At 52.9% G+C, this 23,815-nt stretch carries 19 protein-coding genes; 7 read left to right on the top strand and 12 right to left on the bottom strand.

From position 1 onward, the window contains the following. Positions 1–167 precede the first annotated feature (167 nt). The 5 genes from MKY58_RS03760 to MKY58_RS03740 form a co-directional block, all read right to left on the bottom strand. Positions 168–2,684 (bottom strand): NEW3 domain-containing protein, encoded by a 2,517-nt coding sequence (locus tag MKY58_RS03760; protein WP_339325040.1) that lies wholly within the window; start codon positions 2,682–2,684, stop codon positions 168–170. Between the two features lie 231 nt (positions 2,685–2,915). Next, on the bottom strand, positions 2,916–4,658 hold the full coding sequence (locus MKY58_RS03755; RefSeq protein ID WP_339323521.1) for an iron ABC transporter permease: 1,743 nt from the start codon (positions 4,656–4,658) through the stop codon (positions 2,916–2,918). 16 nt (positions 4,659–4,674) lie between these two features. Next, positions 4,675–5,757, bottom strand: coding sequence for an ABC transporter ATP-binding protein (locus MKY58_RS03750; RefSeq protein ID WP_339323520.1), 1,083 nt, complete (start codon positions 5,755–5,757; stop codon positions 4,675–4,677). Between the two features lie 173 nt (positions 5,758–5,930). After that, entirely contained in the window at positions 5,931–7,013 is a 1,083-nt protein-coding gene (locus MKY58_RS03745; protein ID WP_339323519.1) for an extracellular solute-binding protein, read from the bottom strand. Positions 7,014–7,201: 188 nt separating this feature from the next. Then, positions 7,202–8,347, bottom strand: a complete 1,146-nt coding sequence (locus MKY58_RS03740; RefSeq protein WP_339323518.1) for an ROK family transcriptional regulator — start codon at positions 8,345–8,347, stop codon at positions 7,202–7,204. 517 nt (positions 8,348–8,864) lie between these two features. On the opposite strand from MKY58_RS03740, the gene MKY58_RS03735 reads away from it, so the two are divergent. The 3 genes from MKY58_RS03735 (at position 8,865) to MKY58_RS03725 (ending at position 11,647) form a co-directional block, all read left to right on the top strand. Then, the gene (locus tag MKY58_RS03735; protein WP_339323517.1) at positions 8,865–9,470 is read left to right on the top strand and encodes a TetR/AcrR family transcriptional regulator; all 606 of its coding nucleotides are present in this window, start codon (positions 8,865–8,867) and stop codon (positions 9,468–9,470) included. Positions 9,471–9,589: 119 nt separating this feature from the next. Continuing rightward, entirely contained in the window at positions 9,590–10,153 is a 564-nt protein-coding gene (locus MKY58_RS03730; RefSeq protein WP_339323516.1) for an HXXEE domain-containing protein, read from the top strand. 267 nt (positions 10,154–10,420) lie between these two features. Continuing rightward, a complete protein-coding gene (locus MKY58_RS03725; RefSeq protein ID WP_339323515.1) occupies positions 10,421–11,647 on the top strand; it encodes a copper amine oxidase N-terminal domain-containing protein in 1,227 nt (408 codons plus the stop codon). Positions 11,648–13,144: 1,497 nt separating this feature from the next. Here MKY58_RS03725 and MKY58_RS03720 read toward each other — a convergent pair. From MKY58_RS03720 to nirB, 4 genes are all read right to left on the bottom strand, one after another. Continuing rightward, on the bottom strand, positions 13,145–13,504 hold the full coding sequence (locus MKY58_RS03720; protein WP_339323514.1) for a hypothetical protein: 360 nt from the start codon (positions 13,502–13,504) through the stop codon (positions 13,145–13,147). 238 nt (positions 13,505–13,742) lie between these two features. Continuing rightward, entirely contained in the window at positions 13,743–14,504 is a 762-nt protein-coding gene (locus tag MKY58_RS03715; protein ID WP_339323513.1) for a formate/nitrite transporter family protein, read from the bottom strand. Continuing rightward, a complete protein-coding gene (gene nirD / locus MKY58_RS03710) occupies positions 14,479–14,829 on the bottom strand; it encodes a nitrite reductase small subunit NirD (RefSeq protein WP_339323512.1) in 351 nt (116 codons plus the stop codon). The genes MKY58_RS03715 and nirD overlap by 26 nt, the downstream gene beginning before the upstream one ends. Positions 14,830–14,844: 15 nt before the next feature. After that, a complete protein-coding gene (gene nirB, locus MKY58_RS03705; protein WP_339323511.1) occupies positions 14,845–17,250 on the bottom strand; it encodes a nitrite reductase large subunit NirB in 2,406 nt (801 codons plus the stop codon). A 252-nt stretch (positions 17,251–17,502) separates the two neighbouring features. On the opposite strand from nirB, the gene MKY58_RS03700 reads away from it, so the two are divergent. Further along, positions 17,503–17,712, top strand: a complete 210-nt coding sequence (locus tag MKY58_RS03700; protein WP_339323510.1) for a nucleotidyltransferase domain-containing protein — start codon at positions 17,503–17,505, stop codon at positions 17,710–17,712. Between the two features lie 237 nt (positions 17,713–17,949). Here the strand turns inward: MKY58_RS03700 and MKY58_RS03695 are convergent, their stop codons facing one another. From MKY58_RS03695 to MKY58_RS03685, 3 genes are all read right to left on the bottom strand, one after another. Next, positions 17,950–18,378, bottom strand: a complete 429-nt coding sequence (locus tag MKY58_RS03695; protein WP_036711345.1) for a hypothetical protein — start codon at positions 18,376–18,378, stop codon at positions 17,950–17,952. A gap of 402 nt (positions 18,379–18,780) precedes the next feature. Beyond that, positions 18,781–19,185, bottom strand: coding sequence for a zinc-binding dehydrogenase (locus MKY58_RS03690; protein WP_339323509.1), 405 nt, complete (start codon positions 19,183–19,185; stop codon positions 18,781–18,783). A 42-nt stretch (positions 19,186–19,227) separates the two neighbouring features. After that, the gene (locus tag MKY58_RS03685) at positions 19,228–19,839 is read right to left on the bottom strand and encodes a histidine phosphatase family protein (protein WP_339323508.1); all 612 of its coding nucleotides are present in this window, start codon (positions 19,837–19,839) and stop codon (positions 19,228–19,230) included. 786 nt (positions 19,840–20,625) lie between these two features. On the opposite strand from MKY58_RS03685, the gene guaD reads away from it, so the two are divergent. The 3 genes from guaD to MKY58_RS03670 all read left to right on the top strand — a co-directional run bounded on the left by guaD (position 20,626) and on the right by MKY58_RS03670 (position 23,780). Beyond that, a complete protein-coding gene (guaD, locus tag MKY58_RS03680) occupies positions 20,626–21,990 on the top strand; it encodes a guanine deaminase (RefSeq protein ID WP_339323507.1) in 1,365 nt (454 codons plus the stop codon). 101 nt (positions 21,991–22,091) lie between these two features. Beyond that, positions 22,092–23,438 carry a solute carrier family 23 protein gene (locus MKY58_RS03675; RefSeq protein WP_339323506.1) on the top strand — a complete coding sequence of 449 codons (1,347 nt, stop codon included), beginning with the start codon at positions 22,092–22,094 and terminating at the stop codon, positions 23,436–23,438. Positions 23,439–23,663: 225 nt separating this feature from the next. Continuing rightward, entirely contained in the window at positions 23,664–23,780 is a 117-nt protein-coding gene (locus tag MKY58_RS03670) for a TetR family transcriptional regulator (protein ID WP_339323505.1), read from the top strand. The last annotated feature ends 35 nt before the right edge of the window (positions 23,781–23,815 follow it).

Here is a 23,815-nt window from a genome sequence, read left to right as displayed (position 1 = left end):
CAAATCCCATGTGCCTCATTTCCTATGTACCTTCGTCCAACTTTGCCCCGAAACTGCGCTTGGTTGTTTGACAGAAGGCAGAGGCACGCGTTAAGCGGCTTTAGCTTTACGACGTGCCCGCCCTACCTTAAACTTCCTTGTTTCCAGCTCGGACTCCTAACACATATTTACTTAGTCGGAGCAGTCACCCCGGCTGACGCCGCCTCACCTTGTTTCAGGCTGATCATGTTAACGAACATCCGGATCGAACCCGGCACAAGGCTTGGCATTTCGCGGTACCAAACCAGCGAGCTGTACGTGTAAGTACCTTTGCCGTAGTCAGCCGTCAGGAACGTGCCGGTAAACTCTTTTTCGCCTGGATCTCCGTTCGAGATCAGCTCCGTATACTCCTTGCCCCATTCGGACGGGTTGTACGCGGAGCGGTCCTGAATCCAATTTTGCCAGTCGGCGTCCGTAATTTTATTCGGCGTGTTAAAGATCGGATGCTCCGGCGCCAGCATCGTGACCTTGGAATTTTCGTCCGTGACGCGCCACTGGATCAGCGGCTGACCGATCTTGATCGGATACGGAGCCAGATCCGGCGACCATTTGTCCTCCGGCTTGTGGTATTGGACGACCAGGTTGCCGCCGTTTTTGGCATAATCGAGCAGACGCTGGTTGCTTGGAATCAGCTCCGGACGGAAGGCATAAGCCCGGATGCCGAGCACGATCGTGTCGTACTGCGACAGGTCGCCGAACTGGATCGTTTTGGTGTCCAGATTCGTCACATTGACACCCACTTGGCGCAGTACCTGATCGATATTGTCAAATCCGCTGGACACATATCCGACCTTCAGTCCTTGCGGCACCTTCAGATCAAACGCCTGGACGGCAAGATTGGCCGGTTTGACGTAGTAGGTTTTGCCGATATGCGGGTACTGGATCACCTGCACCGTTCTGCTGCTGTCTGACGTGCCGGCGTTGGCTATAGCCGCCAGGTTGTAACTTCCCGCTTTGACACTCGCCGGTGCCTTGACCGTAAACTCAGCCGTTTTGGTCTCGTATTTAGCGGCAAAGCTCAATTCCTGCACCGCGGGTTCTGCGGTCCAGCCTTCCGGCAATTTCAGCGAAACTTTGGTTTTCTCCGCACCCGGCGCAAAATTCGTCGCCGTAACCTTGACCGATATCGGCTCTTCCGGCTTCAGCGTATTCAGCACCGCCGCTTCCGGGCTCAGCGACAACGCCACCGGCGGCAGCACCGCTACCGCATTGTCCGGAATGGCATGTAGCAACGTTTCCGTACCGAACGCTTCATACCGGATATCCGCGGAAATCAGCGGAAGGGCATAAGGGTTAAAGTCCTCCGCCTGCTTGGGAACCGTGACTTCAAACACCGTTTTGACCGTCTGGTTTTTGGCAAGCTTGTCGAAGCTGTCCGCCCCAGCCGCCTTCGCGGTCCAGCCTTCCGGCACATTCAGCTTCAGATGGACTTTGCGGATGTCCACCTCGCCGCCGTTAAAAGCGGTCACCGTCACTTTCGTGGTTTGCCCCGGAATCAGCTCGCCGGTCTCGGGTTTCACTTTAACCACGGTCGATGTCGCTTCCTGGCTTGCCTTATCAAGCTGCTTCTCCTTCACTTTCAGCCGGTGCAGCAGATCGTTTTTCGCCGCTTGCTCCAAGGACGACGCCTTTACCAGCTCGACGGCAGTGTTGACGTCCGCTTTCATCTCATGGACTTCGCGGGCCACTTTCGCAAATGATGGATACGCGGCAATGACTTCGTTTGCATCTTGCTGCAGCGTTTTCAGCTGCTTGACGACCTTGTTGTCCTTTCCCTTTACATCCAGCTCTTGCGCCAAATCCTCGAACGTGAAGGCAATCCCGCCAAAAAGCGACGTTTCGGGCTTGCCGCCGGCTTTTTTGCCGTCCGCCGATTCCTTCAGCTTGTAATACGCCGTACCTTGACCTTCGTCGATTGGTCTTCCCATGCCTTGGCTCTTGTGCATATACCGCGATTCTTCGCCCAGCTGGGCATACGAAGCGCCGTACAGCTCGCTATATTCGTTTACCGGCAGGGAGACGTCATAATCTTTATCCGAGGCCGGCACATACAGCTTCTTCGGCTGCCATGGCTGGAGCCCTTCCTTGATCTGCTCAGGGAAAACCTGCGGATTGCCTGCATCCTTAAACGCCCGTACGGTCAGCACATTCACGGCCCGGTGATGTCCGTGCGTCGAAGGTTCGTTCAGGAAGGCCGGAATGAGCACGTCCGGACGTTTCTCCCGGATTTGGCGGATCAGCCGTTCATAAGCGACGTCTTCGCCCCATTTGGCGAGCGTTTCATCCGGGCTTTTGGAGAAGCCGAAATCATAGATCGGGTCGTTCAGCTTTTGGCTCAAGTTCGCCAGCGTAACGTTGGTGATCTTGGACGCTTCCTGCAGCTCCCGGGTGCGGATGATGCCGAGGGCGTTGCCGAGCTCGCTTCCGATTTCGTTTTGCCCGCCTTCTCCACGATTGGCGATGACGCTGTAGGTATCCACGCCGAGTCCCAAAGAAAGATACGCCAGCGTCGCGCTGTGCTCATCATCCGGGTGAGCTCCCGTATTCATCGCGCTTGCGATGGTAGTGAGCGGCTTGATCGCCTTCCATAAATCAACCACCCCTCTGTCTGCAGCCGCTTTTGGGGGACCGGCTTGAAAAGCCATCGTTCCGGCCAGCACCAGACTGAGCGAAGCCGCCACCCATTTTTTCGTCCTGCGTTTTGCGCTGATTTGATTCAATTCGCATCTCCTCCATCAAGCGTAGTTGTGGCTCGCACCGGCAAACGCCGGCGCCCGCCTGTATCATTATCGCGGGAAGCCCGGATGGAATGCAGGGCGTCCGCGTAATGAAAGAGTGTCGTCCGTGCCGCTTTAACTCCAAGAAAAAATCTATCGTCAAATGGCAGACCCGGCATTGCCGCCGGTCAGCTTGCGGGAAACATAAAGAACCAAAATAATCATCACGATTTGCAGCACGCCGTAAGCGCAGGCGGTACCGAACTCGAACGCGTACATCCGCTGGAAGATTTCGACGGAGATCGGCGTCGTCTTGTTCGTGTACAGCAGAATCGAAGCGACAAACTCGCCGATGCCTTCCACCAGAGCCAGCAGCGTGCCGGCAAGGATGCCGCTCAGCGCCATCGGAAATACGACGCGGCGGAACGCATACCACCAGGATGCCCCCAAATTGCGGGCCGCTTCCTCCACGGAGCGGTCGGTTTGCATCAGCGTCGACGAAGTCGAGCGGAAGATCAGCGGCAGATGCCGTACAAAATAAGCGAGCGGCAAAATCCAGAAGCTGCCGATCAGCACCTGGCCGAAGGAAAACGCATTCGGCTCGCTGAATGCCGTAATCAGGTTGACGGCAACGACCGTGCCCGGAAGCGCCCAAGGCAGCATGATCAAAATATCGAGCAGCGTCTTGCCTTTGAATTTCATGCGTACGACGGCGTATGCCGCCGCAACGCCAAACAGCAGGTTGCCGATCGTCGCTGCGATGCTGATCTTGAAGCTGTTCGCGATCGGGCGCCACGTTTTGCTGTCGGTGAACAAATCCTTAAAATGATCCAGCGTATAAGACGGCGGCAGAACCTGGGTCGTCCATTTCCCGTCTTCCGAAAAAGCGAGCAGCACGATGACGAGAATCGGCAGCATGAGCACCAGCACCCCAAGGAAGGACAACACCATTGCGGTATTTCTGCCGGCTTTGCTTTTCACCTCGGTCCGATGAACGCTGACGCCCTTGCTCATGTTCTGGTAGTTCCGGGCGCCCTGATACCATCTCATCAAAACGAGGAACAGGATGGACACGACCGACAGCAGCGTCGATTGCGTCGAAGCCATGTCCAGGTCGCCGTTGGTGCGCGACAGGTAAATCTGCATCGTCATCGTCCGTTCGATCCCGAAAATAAGCGGCGCGGTATACGATGCCATCGAAATCATAAAGACGAGCAGCGATGCCGCAACGATGGCCGGCGTCAGCATCGGCAGAATCACCCGGCGCCAGACCGTGAATCGGTTCGCTCCCAGGTTGGCCGCAGCCTCCTCCAGCGACGGATCAAGTCCCCGGATCGCCGACGATGCCGTCATATAAAAATAGGTGTACATCGTAAACGTATGAACCACAAGCACGCCCCAAATGCCCTTTAGGGTAAAAGGCGGCTTTTCCAAATGCAGCAAATGCTGCAATCCGCGCGGGATGATGCCACTTGAACCGTACAAAAATTCAAACGAAAGCACCCCGATCAGCGGCGGCAAAGCCATCGGCACAAGCACAAGCACCGAAAGCAGCTTGCGTCCCGGGAACTCGTACCTTTCCAGCAGGAACGCCATCCCTACCCCGACGATGCCGCAGGTGATCACGCTTAGCACCGAGATATACACGCTCGTCCAAAGCGCCTCCAAATTGGCCGTATGCTCCAGGCTAAAAAACCGGGAGTAGTTTTGGAGCGAAAAGTTGCCGTCCGTCTTGACGCTTTGCAGGAAGGTCTGGAAAAAAGGATAGATGACATACCCCAGAAGAATGAGGAATAACGGTGCGATCAGCACGTACACAAAATGCGGCGATGCCGTCACCGAATTCCAGCGGCTGACCGGACGAATGGTTGGCGGTGTCAATTGTGGTTCCGGTTTGCTCATTTTTTCGGCTCACCCCTTATCCCAAAAAATAAATGCTGTCCCGGGCTACGGCAAACCAAACGTCCTCATCCCGGTTCCGCATCCGGTGCCCCTGCCCGACGAACATCGCCTTCACGGACAGCGGACCGGCCTGCGCGATATAATTGACGCTGATGCCGGTGAACTCCGACAGCAGCACTTTGGCCGCCATCGTATTCGCTTCGCCGCGTTCCGACGGGCTAGCTTCCCGGATCGCTTCGGGCCGTACCGACAGCGTTACCTTTTGCCCGACCGCCAGCTTGCATTCCGGCGAAGCGTTTTCGGCAAGGCCGGTCAGCAGCACGTCCGGCGTTAAACGAACGTCGACCGTGCCGCCTTCGAGCCGTTCCACCGTTCCCTCCCACAGATTCGACTCGCCGATGAACGAAGCGACGAAACGGTTGGCCGGCCGGTTGTAAATTTCATGCGGGGTACCGATCTGCTGCACGACGCCGTCCTTCATGACCATGATGCGGTCCGACATCGACATCGCTTCCGATTGGTCGTGCGTGACGTAGATCGTCGTGATGCCGAGCTCCAGCTGGAGCCTTTTGATTTCCTGCCTTGTTTCTTCGCGCAGCTTAGCATCCAGATTGGACAAAGGTTCATCGAGCAGGAGAATATTCGGTTCGATCACCAAAGCTCGCGCCAACGCTACCCGCTGCTGCTGCCCTCCCGACAATTGGTCGATGCGGCGCTGCCCGTAACCGTCCAGGTGCACAAGCTTTTGGGCCCGGGTCACTTTGTCGTGGATCTCCGCCTTTCCCTGTTTACGGACTTGGAGACCGAAAGCAATATTCTCAAACACGGTCATGTGCGGGAACAACGCATAGTTCTGGAACACCATCCCCGTATTGCGTTTATTCGGCGGCATGTGGGTGACGTTTTGCTCGCCAAACAGGATGCGCCCGTCGCTTGGATAATAAAAGCCGGCAATCATGCGCAATGTCGTCGTTTTGCCGCAGCCGCTCGGACCCAAAAAGGTAAAAAACTCGCCCGGCTTGATATGTACGTCCACATTCTCCACACCTTTGGCTGCGCCAAAGGTTTTGCTGACGCGATCCAGCGTCACTCCGATCATAATGAATCCTCCCTCAAGTCATTCTCTGTAAGATGCAGTTAGGAATTGTTAGGGGCGTACCGAATGGCCGGGCGGGGTTTCCCCCGCCAGCGCTGCCGTCCCTGGCCGGCCCCTCATTCCATCCATATCGGCCCCCCATGATGGTCCGGATGGAGCCGATTTCGATTCGGCTGTTACTTTCCGCCTTTGCCTTTGATGTTTTCATCCCAATATTGCATCCACTCTTTCTCTTTCTCCGCAAGAACCTGCCAGTCCAGATCCAGCGGCTTGGCATCCAGCTTTTTGTACCAGTCCGGGAACTCGCTTTTGTCGACGTCGGTCCGGGTTGGGATCTGGAACAGCTTATCCGCCTTCTCCTTCAGCTGGTCCTTATCGAAGAGAAAATCGAAGAACTTCTTGGCGGCATCCATATTTTTGGCGCCTTTGACGATCCCGACCCCGTCGACCAAAATCGGCGCGCCGCTCGCCGGATAAATATAATCAAAAGGCTGCTTCTGCAGTTCCTTCTGGATCAGGATGTCCTGCAGATTCCAAAGCGACAGCGTTCCTTCCTGCCGGGCAAGCTTCAAGTAAAGCTGGGTCGGATCCTGGGTGTATTCTTTCGTGTTGGCATCGAGCTTTTTGAGCCATTCGTAACCTTTCTCCGGATTTGCGGGATCTTGGCGGTAAATCATCGCATCGTAGATCGTCCGCATCGTCCCGGAAGCCATGACGCCCCGGATCAAAATTTGATCCTTCCATTTCGGGTCGAGCAGATCGTCCCAATCCTTCGGCGCATCCGCTTCCTTGATCGCTTCGGAATTGTACATGATGACCTCGGGCAGGAGCATCTCGCCGTACCAGCGGTCCTGCGCGTCTTTGTATTCGGCCGGCACGCTGTCCGCGAAGCTTGGTTTGTACGATTCCAGCAGTCCTTCATTGGCCGCCGTTATAAAAGAGGATTGCGTTCCGCCCCACCAGAAGTCGGCCTGCGGATTCGCTTTCTCGCCGCGGACCCGCTCCATGATCTGCTGGGCGCCCATCGTCATCACTTCGACGTCGATATCCGGGTTCTGTTCCTCAAACTTCGGTAGGATCTGCTCCACGACGTTTTTGTCGCGGGCGGTATAGATGACCAGCTTCTGCGATCCTTTTTTCCCGCTGTCTCCGCCGGAGGCTGCCGGTTGCTCCTTTTCTCCCCCGCCGCAAGCCGTCAGACCGACCGTCATCGCCAGCGCCACTCCTAACATGCCAAGCTTCGACCATTTCTTTTTCATGATTCGGATTCCCCCTGATTTTTAGATTTCATACTGAAATTAGTTCTTGATATGATGCTTGTTGACCGCTACGGCTCCAGATCGTTCTTCCGATCACTGTCGCTTCTTCGGATCGATTCCGTCCCCTCCGCTACTCCGCTTCTTGTTAAGTACTAATTATGCGCTGGGCCAAATTTTAAAACCGAATTTTAGATTCTAGCCCCCATCGCTGCTGAAGAATGCGCTTCCAAAACACTATGCACCGCACCCAGCAAACCCGCGCGTTCGCGCAGCGCCGCCAGACGGATGTCCGGCACCACGGGCACCCAATCGAACAACAGCTCGCGGATCCGGTTCAGTCCCGCTTCGTTCAGATGCACCATTTCGCCGCTCAGGACGAGCCTCTCCGGATCGAGCACGCTGACCGTATTGGCGATCCCCGATGCCCATCCGTGGTACACTTCATCGAGCAGCCTCTCCGCTTGCGGATGGTTTTCCTCGCCCAGCTGGATCAGCTGCTTGAGAATGCTCCCCTCCGGGTCCACGCGGAGACCAAGCGCCTTCGCTTTCCCCTGAATGCCGGCAACCGAGAAATTTTTCTCAAACACGCCGAATTCGTCCTTCCGCCGTCCAGGCGAATCGCCGATCCGCATATAACCGATCTCCCCGGAGGCTTCCCTGCTCCCCCGGTACAGCTGCTTGTCGATGATGATGCCGGCTCCGATTCCCGTTCCGACATACATGTAGACCAGGCTGGACACGCCGGAACCGGCTCCGCCGAAAAATTCCCCTTGCGTCATCATATTGACGTCGTTATCCAGCACGACCGGCAATCGAAGGCGTTCTTCGATTTCCTTGCCCACGGGCAGATCCATCCACCCCGTACTTGGGGCATGGCTGACGGTGCCGCTGAGGCGCTGCGTAATTCCCGGCAGGCCGACGCCGATCCCGATCACCCGGTCGCGATCCATACCGCTTGTATCAAGCAGGCGCGAAAGCGTAACTTCGAGCGCATGCAGCGCCGATTCGCCGTCCACCGGCTGGTTCAAGCGGGTATGGACCTGCGCGATCAGTTCGCCTTTCATGTCGGCCACCGCCATTTCGAGCTCGCTTCCCTCAAAGACGGCGCCTACCACCGCGTAAGCCTGCACATTGTATTCAAGCAAGATGGGTTTTCGTCCCCCTTTGGATTCGCCTGTGCCAACCTCCCGAATCAGCCCTTCCCCAATCATCTCTTCGACCAGCGCCGAGACGCAGGGGCGGCTAAGCTTGGTTTTTGCTGCCAGTTCGGCCCGTGACAAGCGGGGCTCCTGCCGCAGCTGGTGCAATATGCCTTCCCGATTCATCTGCTTCATAACTTTCGTATTCCCGGTTTTCCCCCGACCGATCACGATGTGCTTCACCACCTTGATTAGTTAAAATAACTAACAAATAAATTTAAGCCTCAGTATATGAATGCGCTTTCATTGTGTCAATCAGGATATGGAAAAATGATCTCTTTTTCCTAAAGAACGGCCCCCCCTCGATCATTGCCGAATTCCAGGTCTCTACCCGTTCCAAGCTCCCGTGCCGCAAGTCCGGGCGGGGTTTTCTTCGGGCGCTTTGCCGACCCCTTTTTGTCGAATTCGGGATAGGCCTTCCAGCCGGACTTTTTACCTATGAGCTCTGTTCGTCCTACGATGATCGTCAGAATGCGTGCCAAACGTCATATTCTGCATCGTCTGCATTTGGCTTCAACGAGCTGCAGCGGATGACATCATTGCACAGCAGATTTGCCTCATTGACAGAAAATATTCCCAGATCTATAATTTGAGTAATCACTCAAAATCGCATTCCATGACATGAAGCACATGAAGAAAGGTCGTATTGCCGTTGGCCAACTCTAATAACGCGGACTCTAAAAAAGACCGCATCATCGCTGCCGCCCTCAAGCTTTTTTCACAAAAAGGGTTCCACGGAACCACAACGAAAGAAATCGCCAATGAATGCGGCGTCGCGGAGGGACTCATATTTTACCACTTTGGCGACAAAAGAAAGCTGCTGCTGCATATCGTGAGGAATTTTTCCTTTGCCATTCAAGCCCAAAAAATTGACGGATATTTATCCGGCAGAACGCTGGAAGAGGCGCTGGTTCTGTATGGCCTTGAATACCTGCAATTTCTGAAAAAGCATATCGACTACCTGACGTTGATCTGGTCGCCCGAAATGATCCAGGATGAAGCGGTATCCGAGGAGGTATTCCGACTGATCGGAAGCATTGAATCTGCGGGCGGCAGCATGCTGAAGCAGGGGATGGAAAAAGAGCCGTTAGCCGAAGGAACGTATGAAGTCGCCATGTCGATGCTGACGTCTTCCATCTTTCTTTATTATATGATCCACTCCCGCTTCGGCAAAAACTCCTTTACGTACGATGAGGAGTCGTATGTTCGCAAGCTTGTCCAACTCCTCCTTCACGGCCTGCATGGGCAATCGCATTAAAAGGACTGTCCGGATGCTTCGTAGTTTATATTTTTTTACATGGACTACGGAGCTTTTTTACCGAATTATTTTGAGTGAGTACTCAGTTAAAAATTCGATTTGGGAGGTTCGATGTAACGATGCTGGATTTTTTAATGTCGTTTGATCCAATTCCACTGCAAACACTCATTTGGCTGATACCGGTCGCCTTTTTCATTCATGACGGGGAAGAGATCCTCCTGATGGAGAAATGGCTGCGGAGTCACGGCAATCATTCCCGGATAGCCTTCGAGAACCGCCTGCTCGATCCGGGCAAAAGCATTACGCTGCAGTTCACGGTCGCCGTGCTGCTGCTTGGTTCGGTTCTCAGCTTGATTACCTTCCTATCGGTGATGCGGTTCGAAAAGAACGGCCAATTGAGCATGCTCTGCGCCGGGGTTTTGGCCGTGATACTGCTCGACGGAATTAAACATGTCGTATTTAGTTTGCTGCTGCGGGCCTATTCCGCGGGGGTCATCACCGCCATTTTGGTTGAAATCCCCTTTGCGTCCTACGCGCTTTACCGTTTTTACGATGCGGGCAAAATCAGCTTGATTACCTTGGCCGGAGGTCTGGCTCTCGCGCTGCCGCTTACGATTCTGCTTGTTTTTTGCGGTTTAATGCTGGGAAAATGGATCATTCCATATCCAAAGGTAAGAAGATGATCTTGGATGAACTTAGATAATCTTGGATGAACTTAAGATGAACTTGGATGATCCCCCAAGACTACAGCATGTGAGTTATTGCCTACTTCGAGCTTAACAGTGAAAATTCACTTCATGATTCCTTACAAAAATCCGGTCGTATTCCACTTTCAAACCTCCTACCTACTGACCTTGTTGCCAAGGATTGATCACTTTATAATCTCATTGTGTGGCCCTACCGCGAACAGGAAGAAAACGAACAAATCCAAAAAGATAAGGAATTCACCCATGAGAAAATGGCTAGTATGCACGTTAGCGATCATGTTAAGTTTCGCGGCGTTCACCCCCACTATTTACGCTGCTGAAGTTCGAGTATCCGTGGATGGGCGTGATGTACAGTTCCCGGATGAGCAACCCTATATTGATCAGAAATCGAATCTGACGATGGTTCCGCTTGCTTTTGTATCCGACAAGCTCGGAGCCGCTACGAAATGGAACGGAACATTAAAGCAAGTGACGATCACTCTTAACCGTGACACCGTTACATTGGTGATTGGCGATCATCATGCCCTGGTAAACGGGAAAAGAGTCGACTTTGAAGGGGCCGCGGTGCTCAAAAACGGCCGCACGATGGTTCCGCTGCGCTTCATCAGCGAAGCCCTGCATGCAAACGTGGATTGGCAGCCTGCCCAGCATCTGGCGAACATCACGACTTCCGTGGCCAACGTTCCGAAAGGAACCTGGATATGGGACAGTCATATCATCCAACAGGATCAGGATCATATCATAAACTTCGCAAAAATGAAGGGCGTAACATCGATTTACCTTCAGGTGGATCGAGATCTCGCCCCGACGATATACGAGAGTTTTATTCGAAAAGCCACAAGCGCAGGAATGCAAGTGGAAGCCCTTGAAGGTCGCCCCGAATGGGTCTATAAGTCTAAGCAGGAGGATATTCAAAAATTCATCGCCTGGGTTAAAACCTATAATGCCTCTGCCCACCCGGACGCCCGCTTTACGGGACTGCATTTCGATATCGAGCCTTATGCGCTTAGCGAATGGACCAAGGACAATAAGGCGATTCTGGAGAGCTGGATGGACAATTTGAGACTGATCGAAAAAGAAACCAAAGGCAGCGGCTTGAGCGTTGCGATGGACGTTCCGTATTGGCTGAATACGATTCATGTCCCCGGAAAGGAGTACAGCATGAGCGCCTGGCTGCTGGAAAAGTTCGACTGCCTCGTCATCATGAATTATCGGAATCATGCATTAGGCAGCAATGGGATTGTTGAAAATGCGCAGGCCATGTTGAGGGAAGCCTCTACGCTCAAGAAAAAAGTTGTGATTGCTGTAGAAACAGTCAAAAGCGCCGAGGGCCCGCGGGTCTCATTCTTTTCCATGAACAACGAGACGATGGAAAAAGAACTCCAGTCCGCCCATAATCAATTGGCGCGCTACGCAAGTTATGGCGGCTTCGCCGTTCACGATTTCAAAAGCTGGCAGGATATGAAATAAGAAGCTTTCTCCTCGCTGCATTGTGTGAATAAAGCTATATTTGCTAGGCTAATAGAGCGATTTGGCATGGAACATGGAGCCTATGCGGTCATGAGTACTTGCGGAAGCCGTGGAGCATAAGGACTTGTGAAAGCCGTGATAAGGACTTGCGGAAGCCGCGGAGCATATGAACTTGCGGAAGCCGTGAAACATAAGGACTTGTGGAAGCCGTGAAGCATAAGGACTTCGTTACGCTAACCCGTGCTTTTTATGCCCGAAATCGCTGGTCTCAAAATTCTAACGGTTGCCACAGCCGTTAATACCGGCTAATGGCAGGTTTTGAATTTTTAACGGTTCTGGTTAACGTTATTTAGGCAATTCTGGGGACATAGCGACGTATTCCTGCAAAATAAGCTCACTGATATCCGTTAGAATTTGCAAATCCACAATTTGAGCGAAATAAGCGCTGGCACAACCGTTACATTTTGGGGACCCGCCTTCGGGTACAACCGTTACAATTTGGGATCCGCCCTCATGCAGCCCCTCCACCTTTGTCGGTCGAGCTGCTGCGGTTGTAGAGATATGGATCGGAACGCCGGAATACGGCATCGCCTAACCGGATGCCACTTCATCTGCAGATTTACTAGGCTAATAGAGCGATTTGACATGGAACATGGAGCCTATGGTGTTATGAGTTACTCGCGGAAGCCGCGAAGCATAAGGACTTGTGGAAGCCGCGAAACATTAGGACTTGTGGAAGCCGCGAAACATTAGGACTTGCGGAAACCGCAAAACATTAGGACTTGCGGAAACCGCAAAACATTAGGACTTCGTTATGCTAACCCGCGCTTTTTATGCCCGAAATCGCTGGTCTCAAATTCTAACGGTTGCCACAGCGGTTAATACCGGGAAACGGCAGGTTTTGAATTTTTAACGGTTCTGGGTAACGTTATTTAGGCAATTCTGGGGACACAGCGATGTATTCCTCCAAAATAAGCTCACTGGTATCCGTTAGAATTTGCAAATCCACAATTTGAGCGAAATAAGCGCTGGTACAACCGTTACATTTTGGGATCCGCCTTCGGGCACCATCGTTACATTTTGAGATCCACCTTCGGGTACAACCGTTACAATTTGGGATCCGCCTTCGAGCACAACCATCACAATTTGGGATCCGCCCTCAGGCAGTCCCTCCACCTTTGTCGGTCGAGCCGCTGCTGTTGCAGAGATATGGATCGGAACGCCGGAACGCGGCATCGCCTAACCGGATGCCACTTCATCTGCAGATTTACTAGGCTAATAGAGCGATTTGACATGGAACATGGAGCCTATGGTGTTATGAGTTACTCGCGGAAGCCGCGAAACATAAGGACTTGCGGAAGCCGCGGAGCATAAAGACTTCGTTATGCTAACCCGCGCTTTTTTGCCCGAAATCGCTGGTCTCAAATTCTAACGGTTGCCACAGCGGCTAATACCGGGAAACGGCAGGTTTTGTATTTTTAACGGTTCTGGGTAACGTTATTTAGGCAATTCTGGGGACACAGCGACGTATTCCTGCAAAATAAGCTCACTGATATCCGTTAGAATTTGCAAATCCACAATTTGAGCGAAATAAGCGCCGTCACAACCGTTACATTTTGGGGACCCGCCTTCGCGCACAACCGTTACAATTTGGGATCCGCCTTCGGGCACCATCGTTACATTTTGGGATCCGCCTTCGCGCACAATCGTTACATTTTGAGATCCGCCTTCGCGCACAACCGTTACAATTTGGGATCCGCCCTCATGCAGTGACTTCACCTTCGTCGGTCGAGCTGCTGCGGTTGTAGAGATATGGATCGGAACGCCGGAACGCGGCATGGCCTCACCGGATGCCATTTCATCTGCAGAAGTGGTGAACTATCCACCCTATTAGGCACTTCGCCGTTATTTGTACAAGCGGATGCAGCGAGAAGAAGCAGCCCGATCTGCTAATAGCTGTGTTATTGGACTGAGCGTTTCTATGCGCCCCTACCGGCATCCGGCCAGGCAAAAAAGCCGCCGTCCCCGCTTTCGTAAAGCAGCGACAGGCGGCATGCCTGCATTTCTATAGAGCAGTCCTGTTTTGCCCTGCCCCTTAATCCCTCGCAATATACCAATAAGCGATGCCGACGAACAAAATGCCGCCGACCATGTTGCCGAGCGTGACCGGGATCAAATTCGCGGCCATTCCCGCCCACGAGACCGTCTCCGGATGCGGGATGAACAGCGAAATCGACAGCAGCGTCATGTTCGCCACGCTGTGCTCGAACCCGGAAGTAATAAAGGCGAACAGGCACCAGAAAATCATGACCAGCTTCGCGATTTCTTCCTTCAGCTTCATGGAGCACCACACCGCGAGACAAACGAGCGTATTACACAAAATGCCGCGCATGAACAGCTCCATAAACGGCGCATTCATCTTGGCGCTTGCCGCGCTGTTGATAAAATCGGCCGTGCCGCCCTTCGCAAGACCTGTAAATACGAAAATCGCCGCTACCAGCATGGACCCGGCAAAATTGCCGGCATAGCTGTACAGCCATATTTTGACCGTATCCAGCCAGGTCGTCTTTTTATTCAGCGTGCTGACGACCATAACGAAGTTGTTTCCGGTAAACAGATCCGATCCGGCCATCAAAACAAGACTCAAGGCGATGCCGAAGCTGACCCCCATCACGATTTTCGTGGCGGGAGCATGGGCCGGGGACAACAACCCGCCAATCGTAAAGATCAGGATGATGCCAAAACCAACGAACAGGCCGGCCAGCATCGAAGACACAAGATATTTCCCCAAACTCCGGTTCAGCAGGTTTACCTTGCCGATCCCGGCGTTTTCAACGATTTGGATCGTGTTTTGCATGATGCTTCCGCCCCCCAACATAGACGTAACCGTCGATCACCGCGGTTTCGTACGTGGCGATGCAGCCGTCGTCCGGTTTTTGCACGTCACCCGTCGCCAGCGAGATTTTCCAATCATGCAGCGGGCAAAACACGTACTCGCCCGACACGATTCCCTCGGCCAGCGGCCCGTTTTTGTGCGGGCACCGGTTGCCTACGGCGCGCACCTCGCCGCTCGACAGCCGGAATAACGCGATCGTTTCGTCCCGCACCTGAACCTCCTTGCCGATCAGCGGCTTCAGGTCCTCCAGCTTCATCACTTTCACCAGTTCCTTTGTAGCGCTCATGCGGTTCCCTCCCCGTTATGGTTTTTCCACCATGTACATGCTGCGGCGTTCCTCGTTGTCGAGCGCGGCTTTCCAGGCTTCGCGGTAGGTTCTTTTTGCCGCCTCGAACCGGTCAACCAAAATCTCGATTTCCGCTTCATCCGCCAGCATTTGGCGCACCCAATCCGCGCCCATCCGGTTCACCCAAGGGGCCGTGCGTTCGCCGTAGATGCCCGTTTCCCGATACAGCTGCACGTAGGCTTTGGCCAGACGAATCACATCCTCTTCCGTTGCCACCGTCGTCAGGCTGTCGCATTCCCGGACCTCGGTGCCGCCGTTGCCGCCGAAATAAAGCTGATATCCGTTCTCTACGCACACCACGCCAAAATCCTTCGTCAGCACCTCGGCGCAATTCCGCGGGCAGCCGGTGACGCCCATTTTCATTTTGTGCGGCGTGTCGACCATCTCGATCTCCTGCTCTAGCCGAATGCCGAGCCCGAGCGAATCCTGCGTGCCGAAGCGGCAAAATCTCGAGCCGACGCACGACTTCACGTTCCGCAGCGATTTCGAGTAGGCATACCCCGAGCGCATCTCCAGCTCTTCCCACACTTTAGGGACATCCTCTTTTTTCACGCCGTACAGGCCAATGCGGCTGGCCCCCGTGATTTTCACCAGCGGCACCTCGTATTTTTTCGCCACTTCGCCGATGCGGATCAGATCCTCCGGCGTCGTCGTGCCGCCATACATCCGCGGAATGACGGAGAAGGTGCCGTCCTTCTGGATGTTGCCTTCCATCCGCTCGTTGACGTACCGGGAAGCCTTGTCGTCGGCATACGTCTCGGGACGCAGCATCCGCAAGTAGTAGTTCAACGCCGGACGGCATTTGGAGCAGCCTTCCTCATGCGCAAACCCAAGCACGATGCGCACTTCCCTTGGCGACTGCAGCCCTTTCTCCTTGATCGCGGCGACGACCTCGTCGCGGGAAAGCGTGGTGCAGCCGCACATGCCGGCCGCTTTTTGCGCCGATGCATCGAATTTGTCGCCGAGCGTATGCGCGAGGATCGCTTCGACCATGCCGCGGCATTTGCCGCACGAGCCGCCGGCTTTCGTCAAAGATTTGACTTCGTCGAAGGTCGTTAATCCATGTTCGAGGATCGCGCCGACGATTCTTCCTTTCGTCACGCCGTTGCATCCGCAGATCGTCTCGTCCGCGCTGATCGCCGCCACGTCCAGTCCGCCGTCATCCCCGGCTTTGTGCAGCACCGATGCGCTCGTATATTCCTGAATATCGCTTCCTTTTTTCAGCATGTTGAACAGCCGGTTGCCGTCCGAAACATCCCCATAGAGAACGACCCCGACGACCTTTCCGTCACGGACCAACACCTTTTTATAGGCTCCGGCAAATTCGTCCTGCACCACGATTGCCTTCGTGTGCTCGTCGGCATGAATTTCACCGCCGCTGAACAGATCACAGCCCGCCACCTTCAACTGCGTCGACAACACGCTGCCATGGTACCCTTCCGTCGGCCGGCCTGTCAGATGGTCTGCAAGCACAACGCCCTGCTCATACAGCGGCGCCACCAATCCATAAGCGATGCCGCGGTGCTCGGCGCATTCGCCGACCGCATATACGCAAGGGTCCGACGTTTGCATGACGTCGTTGACCTGGATGCCCCGGCCCACCGCCAGCCCCGCGTCACGCGCCAGCGCGACGTTCGGCCGGATGCCGACGGCCATCACGACAAGGTCGCATTCGACGCTGGTGCCGTCTTCGAATCGCAGCCCTTGCACCCGGCCGTCGCCGTAGATTTCCGTCGTTTTTTTCTCCATCAGGAACTTCATGCCCTGGGCTTCCAAGTCCCGCTGCAGCAGCTTCGCGGCTGCCGGGTCCAGCTGCATCTCCATCAAGTACGGCAGCAAATGCACGACATGCACGTCCATCCCTTGGTTCATCAGCCCGCGCGCCGCTTCTAGGCCCAACAGTCCGCCCCCGATAACGACCGCCTTTTTGTAGCGTTTGGCCGCTTCCAGCATCATTTTGGTGTCGTTAATCGTCCGGAAGCCGATCACGCCGTCGAGCGTATGCCCCGGTACCGGCAGAATAAACGCGCTGGACCCCGTCGCGATAATCAGCTCGTCATAAGGCACCACGCTTCCCCGATCCGTCGTGACTTGTTTTGCTTCCCGGTCGATCGCCACCGCGCGCTCATTCGCCAGCAAATGTATATCATTGGATTGATACCAATCCCAATCGTTGATCGTAATTTCCTCGAACGTCGTTTTGCCCTGCAGCACAGGGGACAACATGATGCGGTTGTAGTTCGGATAAGGTTCGTCTCCGATCATCGTCACATCATAGCGCTCGCGGTCGCGGCGAAGGATCTCCTCGATGCACCGTGCTCCCGCCATTCCGTTGCCAATCATCACCAATCTTTTTCGCATTGCCACGCCTCCTGTGCAACATTGTGAAATCTATTACATGTTAAGCGTAGCTGATTTTCAAGGATTTGGATGTAACAAAGATCATAGACGTGGAAGTAAGGTTCAAATTTGGGAAAAGAAAAATTTTGAGGAATTTTTAATATTGGGAGGCTGAGGCGGACCAGATTTTTTAAACGATCTACTACCTATTCGCTAAAGAGCCAAATCGTTTATGATGAGATAAAGTCAAACTTGGAAGCGGAGTGAAAAAACATGGATGCGCAAGCGATCATTTCAAACATCGTAGAAGTTCTAAAGCAAGTCGACGGCATGCAAGCCCTGGTATTGGGCGGTTCAAGAGCGAAGGGAACGCATCATCCCGGCTCCGATATCGATATCGGCATTTATTATAATCCCGCCCCCTTTGTTCAAATCGGAAAAGAATCCGAACTGATCCGCGATGTACGTTACGTTCCCGCCTAAATCCCCTATCATAGTTTATGTTACCCGTATAAAGCCCGGGTTCATAAATTCCTAAATCCCAAACACGAAAAACGACAGGATAATCATATCCTGCCGCTTGGCGATACTAACATCGGATCATGTCTGCATCAGATCTTTGTTCCAGGTCGCTGAAAACGCAGATGCAAGAGTTGCGGAAATACAGCTTGAAAAGCTTTTGCAAAAGAATGGTTATCGTTCATGCTGACGTTCGATCTATTATTTTACTGCGGTATACGTAACCACAGTCGAATAGGAAGTATGCATTTTCTTATCCTTAATCACGACATGAACCCGCATGTTATGATCCGCCGCATACAAAACTTCGGTCTGAAGCTGCGCATTGGCCGAAAGCGCCGTAGCCGCCATGACCACTGTCGCGCCGCCCCCCAGGAAACCGATCAAGGTTTCGGCGATGGTTGCCCCGCCGCTTGTCATTCCTCTCATCACGCTGGCCATATGTTTGACTTGATCTTTGGAAAGGTAATAAGAACCAAGGACAATGTACTCGTCGCTGCTGCTGGAGCCCGAACCGATATAATCGCTGGCGTGCGCACTAGGGTTGGCGATATTCGCCACTGGCAAAAAACCGCTGAGTCCGAGAGTCAAAGAAAGAATAGCCGCCGTACTTTTCACCGTTTTTTTCATCGTGCTACCTCTTTTCGCTTGGATTTTTTCTCGCGCAACTCTATTTCCGCACTCTCTTATCCCTCTTTTCATAGACCTTGTTTGAAGTGTACCAGCAATATGCAAAAGGTTACAAACCCCAAAAATGGTGATATTCAGCTAAATATAGCCATTTTCATCCATAACATTTTTCTCCCAAATAATTGCAATTATGCCTATAAGAACCCATTTTCCGGCCATCCATGATAGGGAACGATTTTGCTTTTTTGCAAAATTCCTCGAAATAACTCCCCAATGCTTGGAGAGAACATCCTTCCAAAGGCTGCAGAAAACCGTTGAAGTTCCCTGGGGAAAGTCTCACTTTGACGGGGCTAGCGGGGAATGTTAGGGCTCCCGACAGTTCAGCTGTATTTCGGCCAAAGTTTACATGCCTTCAAATCCTTCCAAAACGATCTTGCCGAGCATGCTGCCGGACAGACTTTTGCGGAAGGCTTCTTTCATGTTATCCGGATTCAGGGGCGTTAACCGCTCTTTTAGGGTTGTTCGGATTTTCCCCGCATCCACCCCATGGGACACCTCATTCAGCAGCCGGTGCTGCTCGATCATATCCTCCGTCTGGAACATCGAACGGGTGAACATCAGCTCCCAAACCAGCGTCACGCTTTTTGCAAAAAAAGCTTCAAGATCAACCGGCTGTTCGAACGGCAGGATCGAGCAGATTTTACCTTGCGGCAAAATGACTTTCTTCATCTCGTTCAAATGCTGATCCGGACTATTTAATACAAAAATGTACTTCACGCCATGCAGGCCAAGGACGGCCCCATCCATTCCGTGCGCGCGAGCATTAACGTAAGCGCTCCCCCCTAGAGACTATACATGCTCCAGAAAGTTTTCTAAGGTGAGCGTCCATTGCCCATTGATATGCTCCACTTTATGAATGCCTGTATTTGAATCTGGGAACGATTTATTTTTATTGGTCCATTCCAATCCCTTTAGCATGTGGTAAACGATATTGATCACCCCGCCATGAGTCACAATAATGACATTCTCAAGATGATTTTTGGATGATTGCTCTTCACATAACCCTTTGAAAGTTTCTTGAATTCGCGAATAAAACTCCAGTGGACTTTCACCGCCGAGATACTTTTCGTCCATCCGTAAACTCGAGAAATACAACCCAGGGAAGCGTTCATTAACGATCTCATTAGGCATTCCGGCAATGACGCCGTTATTCGTTTCTCTCCATTGGTTGTTGCTTTCAACGGTCAAATTCAGAAACCTGGCAATCTCATTCGCGGTATCCAAAGCCCGTTGCAAGTCACTGCTCACGATGCGATGTATTTGATAAGTGCTTTGGTTATCCTTGAGATAACAACCCAGCTTTTCGGATTGCCTATAACCTTCCACATTCAGTCCTCTTTGACTCCATCCCCCGCGATACCCTTCATCGTCCGCGCCATGCCTCACAAAATAAATAGCCATTTTTCTCCCCCTTAAAGTTAGGCGACTGCCTGTTCAGACACCCGATATTCAAACCATTCGAACACTGATTACATTAACATAGACTGGAATGATCTGCCTGCTTAATCCGTACGCATCCACCAACCCTTGCGACCTCTAAACTTTATTGATCAAATGAAGCTGCTTTCCTGAATAAATTCCAGCTGCTTCGACAACGTTTTTTAACCGGACAGTTCATCACTTTTCTGAAGACAATCCCCTTGGTTTCCTCATCGATGGATCCCTTAATGTCGATTTGGTACTTAAAAACCGTTTTGGCGTCGTCGCTTCGATCCAGCTCAACTTTGACGGCGACCCCGTCGTAAGATACGTTCATGGCATCCAAAACCATTCTCGCCGTTATGTTCAAACACGAAGAATAGGCGGCTTACGGCAGGTCATGGGGCCTAAAATAGGCTCCGCTCCCCCTTTTTTCTTCGGTCACGTCCGAATAAATGGCAGCCGTGCCATTAGACAGCCCGGTCACATAAGCTTGGCTCATGTTCCCGTCCTTCCATTTTGTATCTACGAAAAGGTGCAATTCACGCGGAATCGTAACGTACATATTTTGCTGCCCCCTACGGTCATCCTTCGGCATTTTTGTCAGGCCAATCATCCTTGACCCTAAGGAGCCTCATCGCATCCCCCTGCTAAAAACCCAATGCCGTGACAGATCCCAAAACATTCGCCTTTTGATATAGACTTATCATTTTTCAGCGCATATAATAACAGATAAACCATCCAAAAACGAACATTAAGGCGGTTAAAATGAATAAATATAAGCAACTGTTTCGTGGAACGGCATTTTCTAGCAAATCCTCCAAAGAAATTGAAATCTTGCAAGACCATCTGTTCTGCATCAATCCGGACGGCATGATCGAAAAAATCGTCGCTCCGGGCGATACAGATTACCAGCCTTTGCTGGACGCTTATCAAGGGAAAGACAACTTCCATCAGCTAGCCGAAGGCCAGTACCTGCTTCCCGGCTTCATCGATCTGCATGTGCACGCGCCGCAATGGGCTCAGTCCGGGACGGCACTGGACATTCCGCTTTATGATTGGCTCAATACCTATACCTTCCCGCTGGAAGCCAAGTTTTCGGATCTCGATTTTGCGCAGGAGGTCTACGACGATTTGGTCCGCAACTTGCTCGCCAACGGCACGACGACGGCACTCTATTTTGCCACCGTGCATAAAGAAGCCAGCTTATTGTTAGCCCAGATTTGCGCCGACAAAGGCCAACGCGGACTCGTCGGGAAGGTCGTCATGGATGATCCGGAGCAAAACCCGGAAAACTACCGCGACGCGGATACCCAAACGGCCCTGGCCGATACGGAGGAATTTATTCTCGCCGTCAAAGAGTTGTCCAAAACGACCAAACAAGGCGTATTCCCCGTCGTGACGCCAAGGTTCATTCCAAGCTGCACGGATGAGGCGTTACAAGGTTTGGGGGAGCTGGCGAAAAAATACGACGCGTACGTGCAATCGCATTGCAGCGAAAGCGACTGGGCGCACGGTTACGTGCAAGACCGGTTCGGGAAAAACGATGCTTTTGCCCTGCATGATTTTGGGCTGCTGCGCGACAAGTCCGTCATGGCCCACTGTAATTTTCTGAGCGACGATGACGCCGATTTGTTTGCCGAAACGGGAACGGCGATTGCCCACTGCCCGATATCCAATGCCTATTTTGCCAACAGCGTCATCCCCGTTGCCCATTTCCATGCCAAAGGCGTGGACATCGGCCTCGGGACCGACATTTCGGGAGGTTTTTCGCCGAGCCTGTTCGACAACGTCAGACAAGCCGTCATGTCCTCGAGAATGCTGGAAGATGGCGTGAACCCTGCCCTTCCTGCCGAAGGCCGCGGCGTACCGGGATCGCGCATTACGGTCGACGAGGCGTTTTATCTGGCGACAGCCGGCGGCGGCGAAAGCCTAAGCTTACCGATCGGCCGCATTCAAGAAAAATATGCCTGGGACGTGCAGATCATCGACACCAAGCTGCCGTCTGCCAAACTGCCGATTTTTAACGAGAACGAAGATTTGCATGACATTTTCCAAAAAATCATGTACCTGACCCGGCCGGAGAACATCCGCGAAGTCTGGGTACAGGGCGAAAAAGTGCATACGCGATAAACATAGCGCAGCGGCCCGTTGCCATGTTCGACGTTCTTTCGACTAATGACAAAACCGCATTTCGCGGGAAACCATCCAAAAAATTCGAGGTGTACTCCTGAGTGAAAACACAAGCAGACACGCAAAACCACGCTCCACAATTAACCGTTTCACCGGACGAAAAAATTTCGGTCGGCAAATCCATCCTCCTCGGTTTGCAGCACGTCGTCGCCATGGACGTCTACGTCGTGCCTTTCCTGATCGCGATGTTGATCGGCCTCTCGTCCGGCCAGTCCAGCGCTCTGATTCAGGCGACCTTTATTGCGGCCGGGCTGGCCACGATCGTACAAACGTATTTTTGCATGAAGCTGCCTGTCGCCCAAGGTCCTTCGTATGTTCCGCTTGGCGCGATCGTCAGCATTTATGCCGCCAGCGGCGGCGGGCAATTGGGCTGGAATTCCGTGTTGGGCGCCGGTTTGGTTGGCGCGGTTTTGGTGATTGTGTTGGGCTTTACCGGCATTTTCAATAAAATCGTCAAAACGTTCATTCCGCCGATCGTTGGCGGCACGATTATTTTTATTGTGGGCCTTTCTTTGCTGCCAGTGGCTATCCGGGACAATATCTACGGTGCCAAGGACGCGACGATCAACCAAAACGTGCTGCTGGCCCTCATTTCGGGCGCGGTGCTCATTATTTTCGTCATCCTGGGTTCCCTGTTCCGGAACAAAGGCTCCATCTTCCGCATCATTTCGGTCATGGTCGCGTTAATCGTCGGATGTATTTCGGCGAATGTGATGGGCGTGTTGGACTTTTCCGCGGTGAGCAGCGCCAAATGGTTCAGCATGCCGCAGCTCCCTTTTGCCGACTTCGGCTTTTCCTTTAACTTCTCGGCGATCGTTACCATGGTCATTATCTATTTCGTTCTGCTGGCCGAAACGACAGGCACATGGTTTGCCGTCAGCAACGTCATCGATAAACCGTTAACGGACAAAAACCTCAACCGGGGCGTGATCGGGGAAGGCATCAGCTGCCTGATCGCTTCCTTGGTCGGTTCGACGCCGGTGACGGGGTATTCCACCAATGCCGGCATCATCTCCATCACGGGCATCGCAAGCCGTCGCGTTTTCCTGGCCGTAGGCGTCTGGTTCGTCATCTTCGGCTGCTCGGGCAAACTGGCTGCCTTGATCTCTTCGATCCCGACGGCCGTCATCGGCGGCGTGTTCACCATCGTGTGCGGCATTATCGCCATCAACGGCATTCAGGTCATGAAAAACATCAAAATCGCCGAAAAAGAAATGTACATCATCGCCATTCCGATGATCCTGACCTTGGCACTGGTCATGATTCCGCAAGACTTCCTGCATTCGCTGCCTACGTTCGTGCAATATCTGTTGGGTTCGCCGATTTTGGCCGCGTCGCTTGCGGCGATTGTGCTCAATAAGGTGCTGCCGGGCGGGAAGTCATCTTAAGAAACGAGGCTGCTGCATTTGGGGAGTCGATTCCAACAAAATAATTTTCAATAAACGACATTCGAAATTGGGCTGACTTGGAGGTATTCACAACCTTCCAGGCCGGCCCTTTTTATGTATAACTTCATCTGGAGGTTGAACATAGAAGTCATCAAGAAAATGGAAATTGTTTACACGCGAAAATGCCGAGGTCAATATTTATTTATAGATAATGGAGCGACAAAGATGGTCGTCCGGCAAGATCGCAAAGAACAAATTTTAGCCAAAGCAGCCGACGTATTCGCCAAAATCGGGTATTACAAAGCAACGACGACACGGGTAGCCAAGGAAGCGGGCGTTTAGCAGCCGTACGTGTTTCATTTTTTCAGCGACAAGGA

This window comes from Paenibacillus sp. FSL W8-0194 (genome assembly GCF_037969745.1).
Taxonomy (GTDB): domain Bacteria; phylum Bacillota; class Bacilli; order Paenibacillales; family Paenibacillaceae; genus Paenibacillus_AQ; species Paenibacillus_AQ cookii.
The sequence above is the reverse complement of the archived record's forward strand: the minus strand, read 5'-3'. Positions and strand labels throughout refer to the sequence as shown.

What these genes read in the sequence shown, in the direction of transcription:
- MKY58_RS03760 (WP_339325040.1), bottom strand. Translation starts at nt 2,684, where the DNA reads ATGGCTTTTCAAGCCGGTCCCCCAAAAGCGGCTGCAGACAGAGGGGTG.
- MKY58_RS03755 (WP_339323521.1), bottom strand. Translation starts at nt 4,658, where the DNA reads ATGAGCAAACCGGAACCACAATTGACACCGCCAACCATTCGTCCGGTC.
- MKY58_RS03750 (WP_339323520.1), bottom strand. Translation starts at nt 5,757, where the DNA reads ATGATCGGAGTGACGCTGGATCGCGTCAGCAAAACCTTTGGCGCAGCC.
- MKY58_RS03745 (WP_339323519.1), bottom strand. Translation starts at nt 7,013, where the DNA reads ATGAAAAAGAAATGGTCGAAGCTTGGCATGTTAGGAGTGGCGCTGGCG.
- MKY58_RS03740 (WP_339323518.1), bottom strand. Translation starts at nt 8,347, where the DNA reads ATGAAGCAGATGAATCGGGAAGGCATATTGCACCAGCTGCGGCAGGAG.
- MKY58_RS03730 (WP_339323516.1), top strand. Translation starts at nt 9,590, where the DNA reads ATGCTGGATTTTTTAATGTCGTTTGATCCAATTCCACTGCAAACACTC.
- MKY58_RS03725 (WP_339323515.1), top strand. Translation starts at nt 10,421, where the DNA reads ATGAGAAAATGGCTAGTATGCACGTTAGCGATCATGTTAAGTTTCGCG.
- MKY58_RS03720 (WP_339323514.1), bottom strand. Translation starts at nt 13,504, where the DNA reads ATGGCATCCGGTGAGGCCATGCCGCGTTCCGGCGTTCCGATCCATATC.
- MKY58_RS03715 (WP_339323513.1), bottom strand. Translation starts at nt 14,504, where the DNA reads ATGCAAAACACGATCCAAATCGTTGAAAACGCCGGGATCGGCAAGGTA.
- nirD (WP_339323512.1), bottom strand. Translation starts at nt 14,829, where the DNA reads ATGAGCGCTACAAAGGAACTGGTGAAAGTGATGAAGCTGGAGGACCTG.
- nirB (WP_339323511.1), bottom strand. Translation starts at nt 17,250, where the DNA reads ATGCGAAAAAGATTGGTGATGATTGGCAACGGAATGGCGGGAGCACGG.
- MKY58_RS03700 (WP_339323510.1), top strand. Translation starts at nt 17,503, where the DNA reads ATGGATGCGCAAGCGATCATTTCAAACATCGTAGAAGTTCTAAAGCAA.
- MKY58_RS03695 (WP_036711345.1), bottom strand. Translation starts at nt 18,378, where the DNA reads ATGAAAAAAACGGTGAAAAGTACGGCGGCTATTCTTTCTTTGACTCTC.
- MKY58_RS03690 (WP_339323509.1), bottom strand. Translation starts at nt 19,185, where the DNA reads ATGGATGGGGCCGTCCTTGGCCTGCATGGCGTGAAGTACATTTTTGTA.
- MKY58_RS03685 (WP_339323508.1), bottom strand. Translation starts at nt 19,839, where the DNA reads ATGGCTATTTATTTTGTGAGGCATGGCGCGGACGATGAAGGGTATCGC.
- guaD (WP_339323507.1), top strand. Translation starts at nt 20,626, where the DNA reads ATGAATAAATATAAGCAACTGTTTCGTGGAACGGCATTTTCTAGCAAA.
- MKY58_RS03670 (WP_339323505.1), top strand. Translation starts at nt 23,664, where the DNA reads ATGGTCGTCCGGCAAGATCGCAAAGAACAAATTTTAGCCAAAGCAGCC.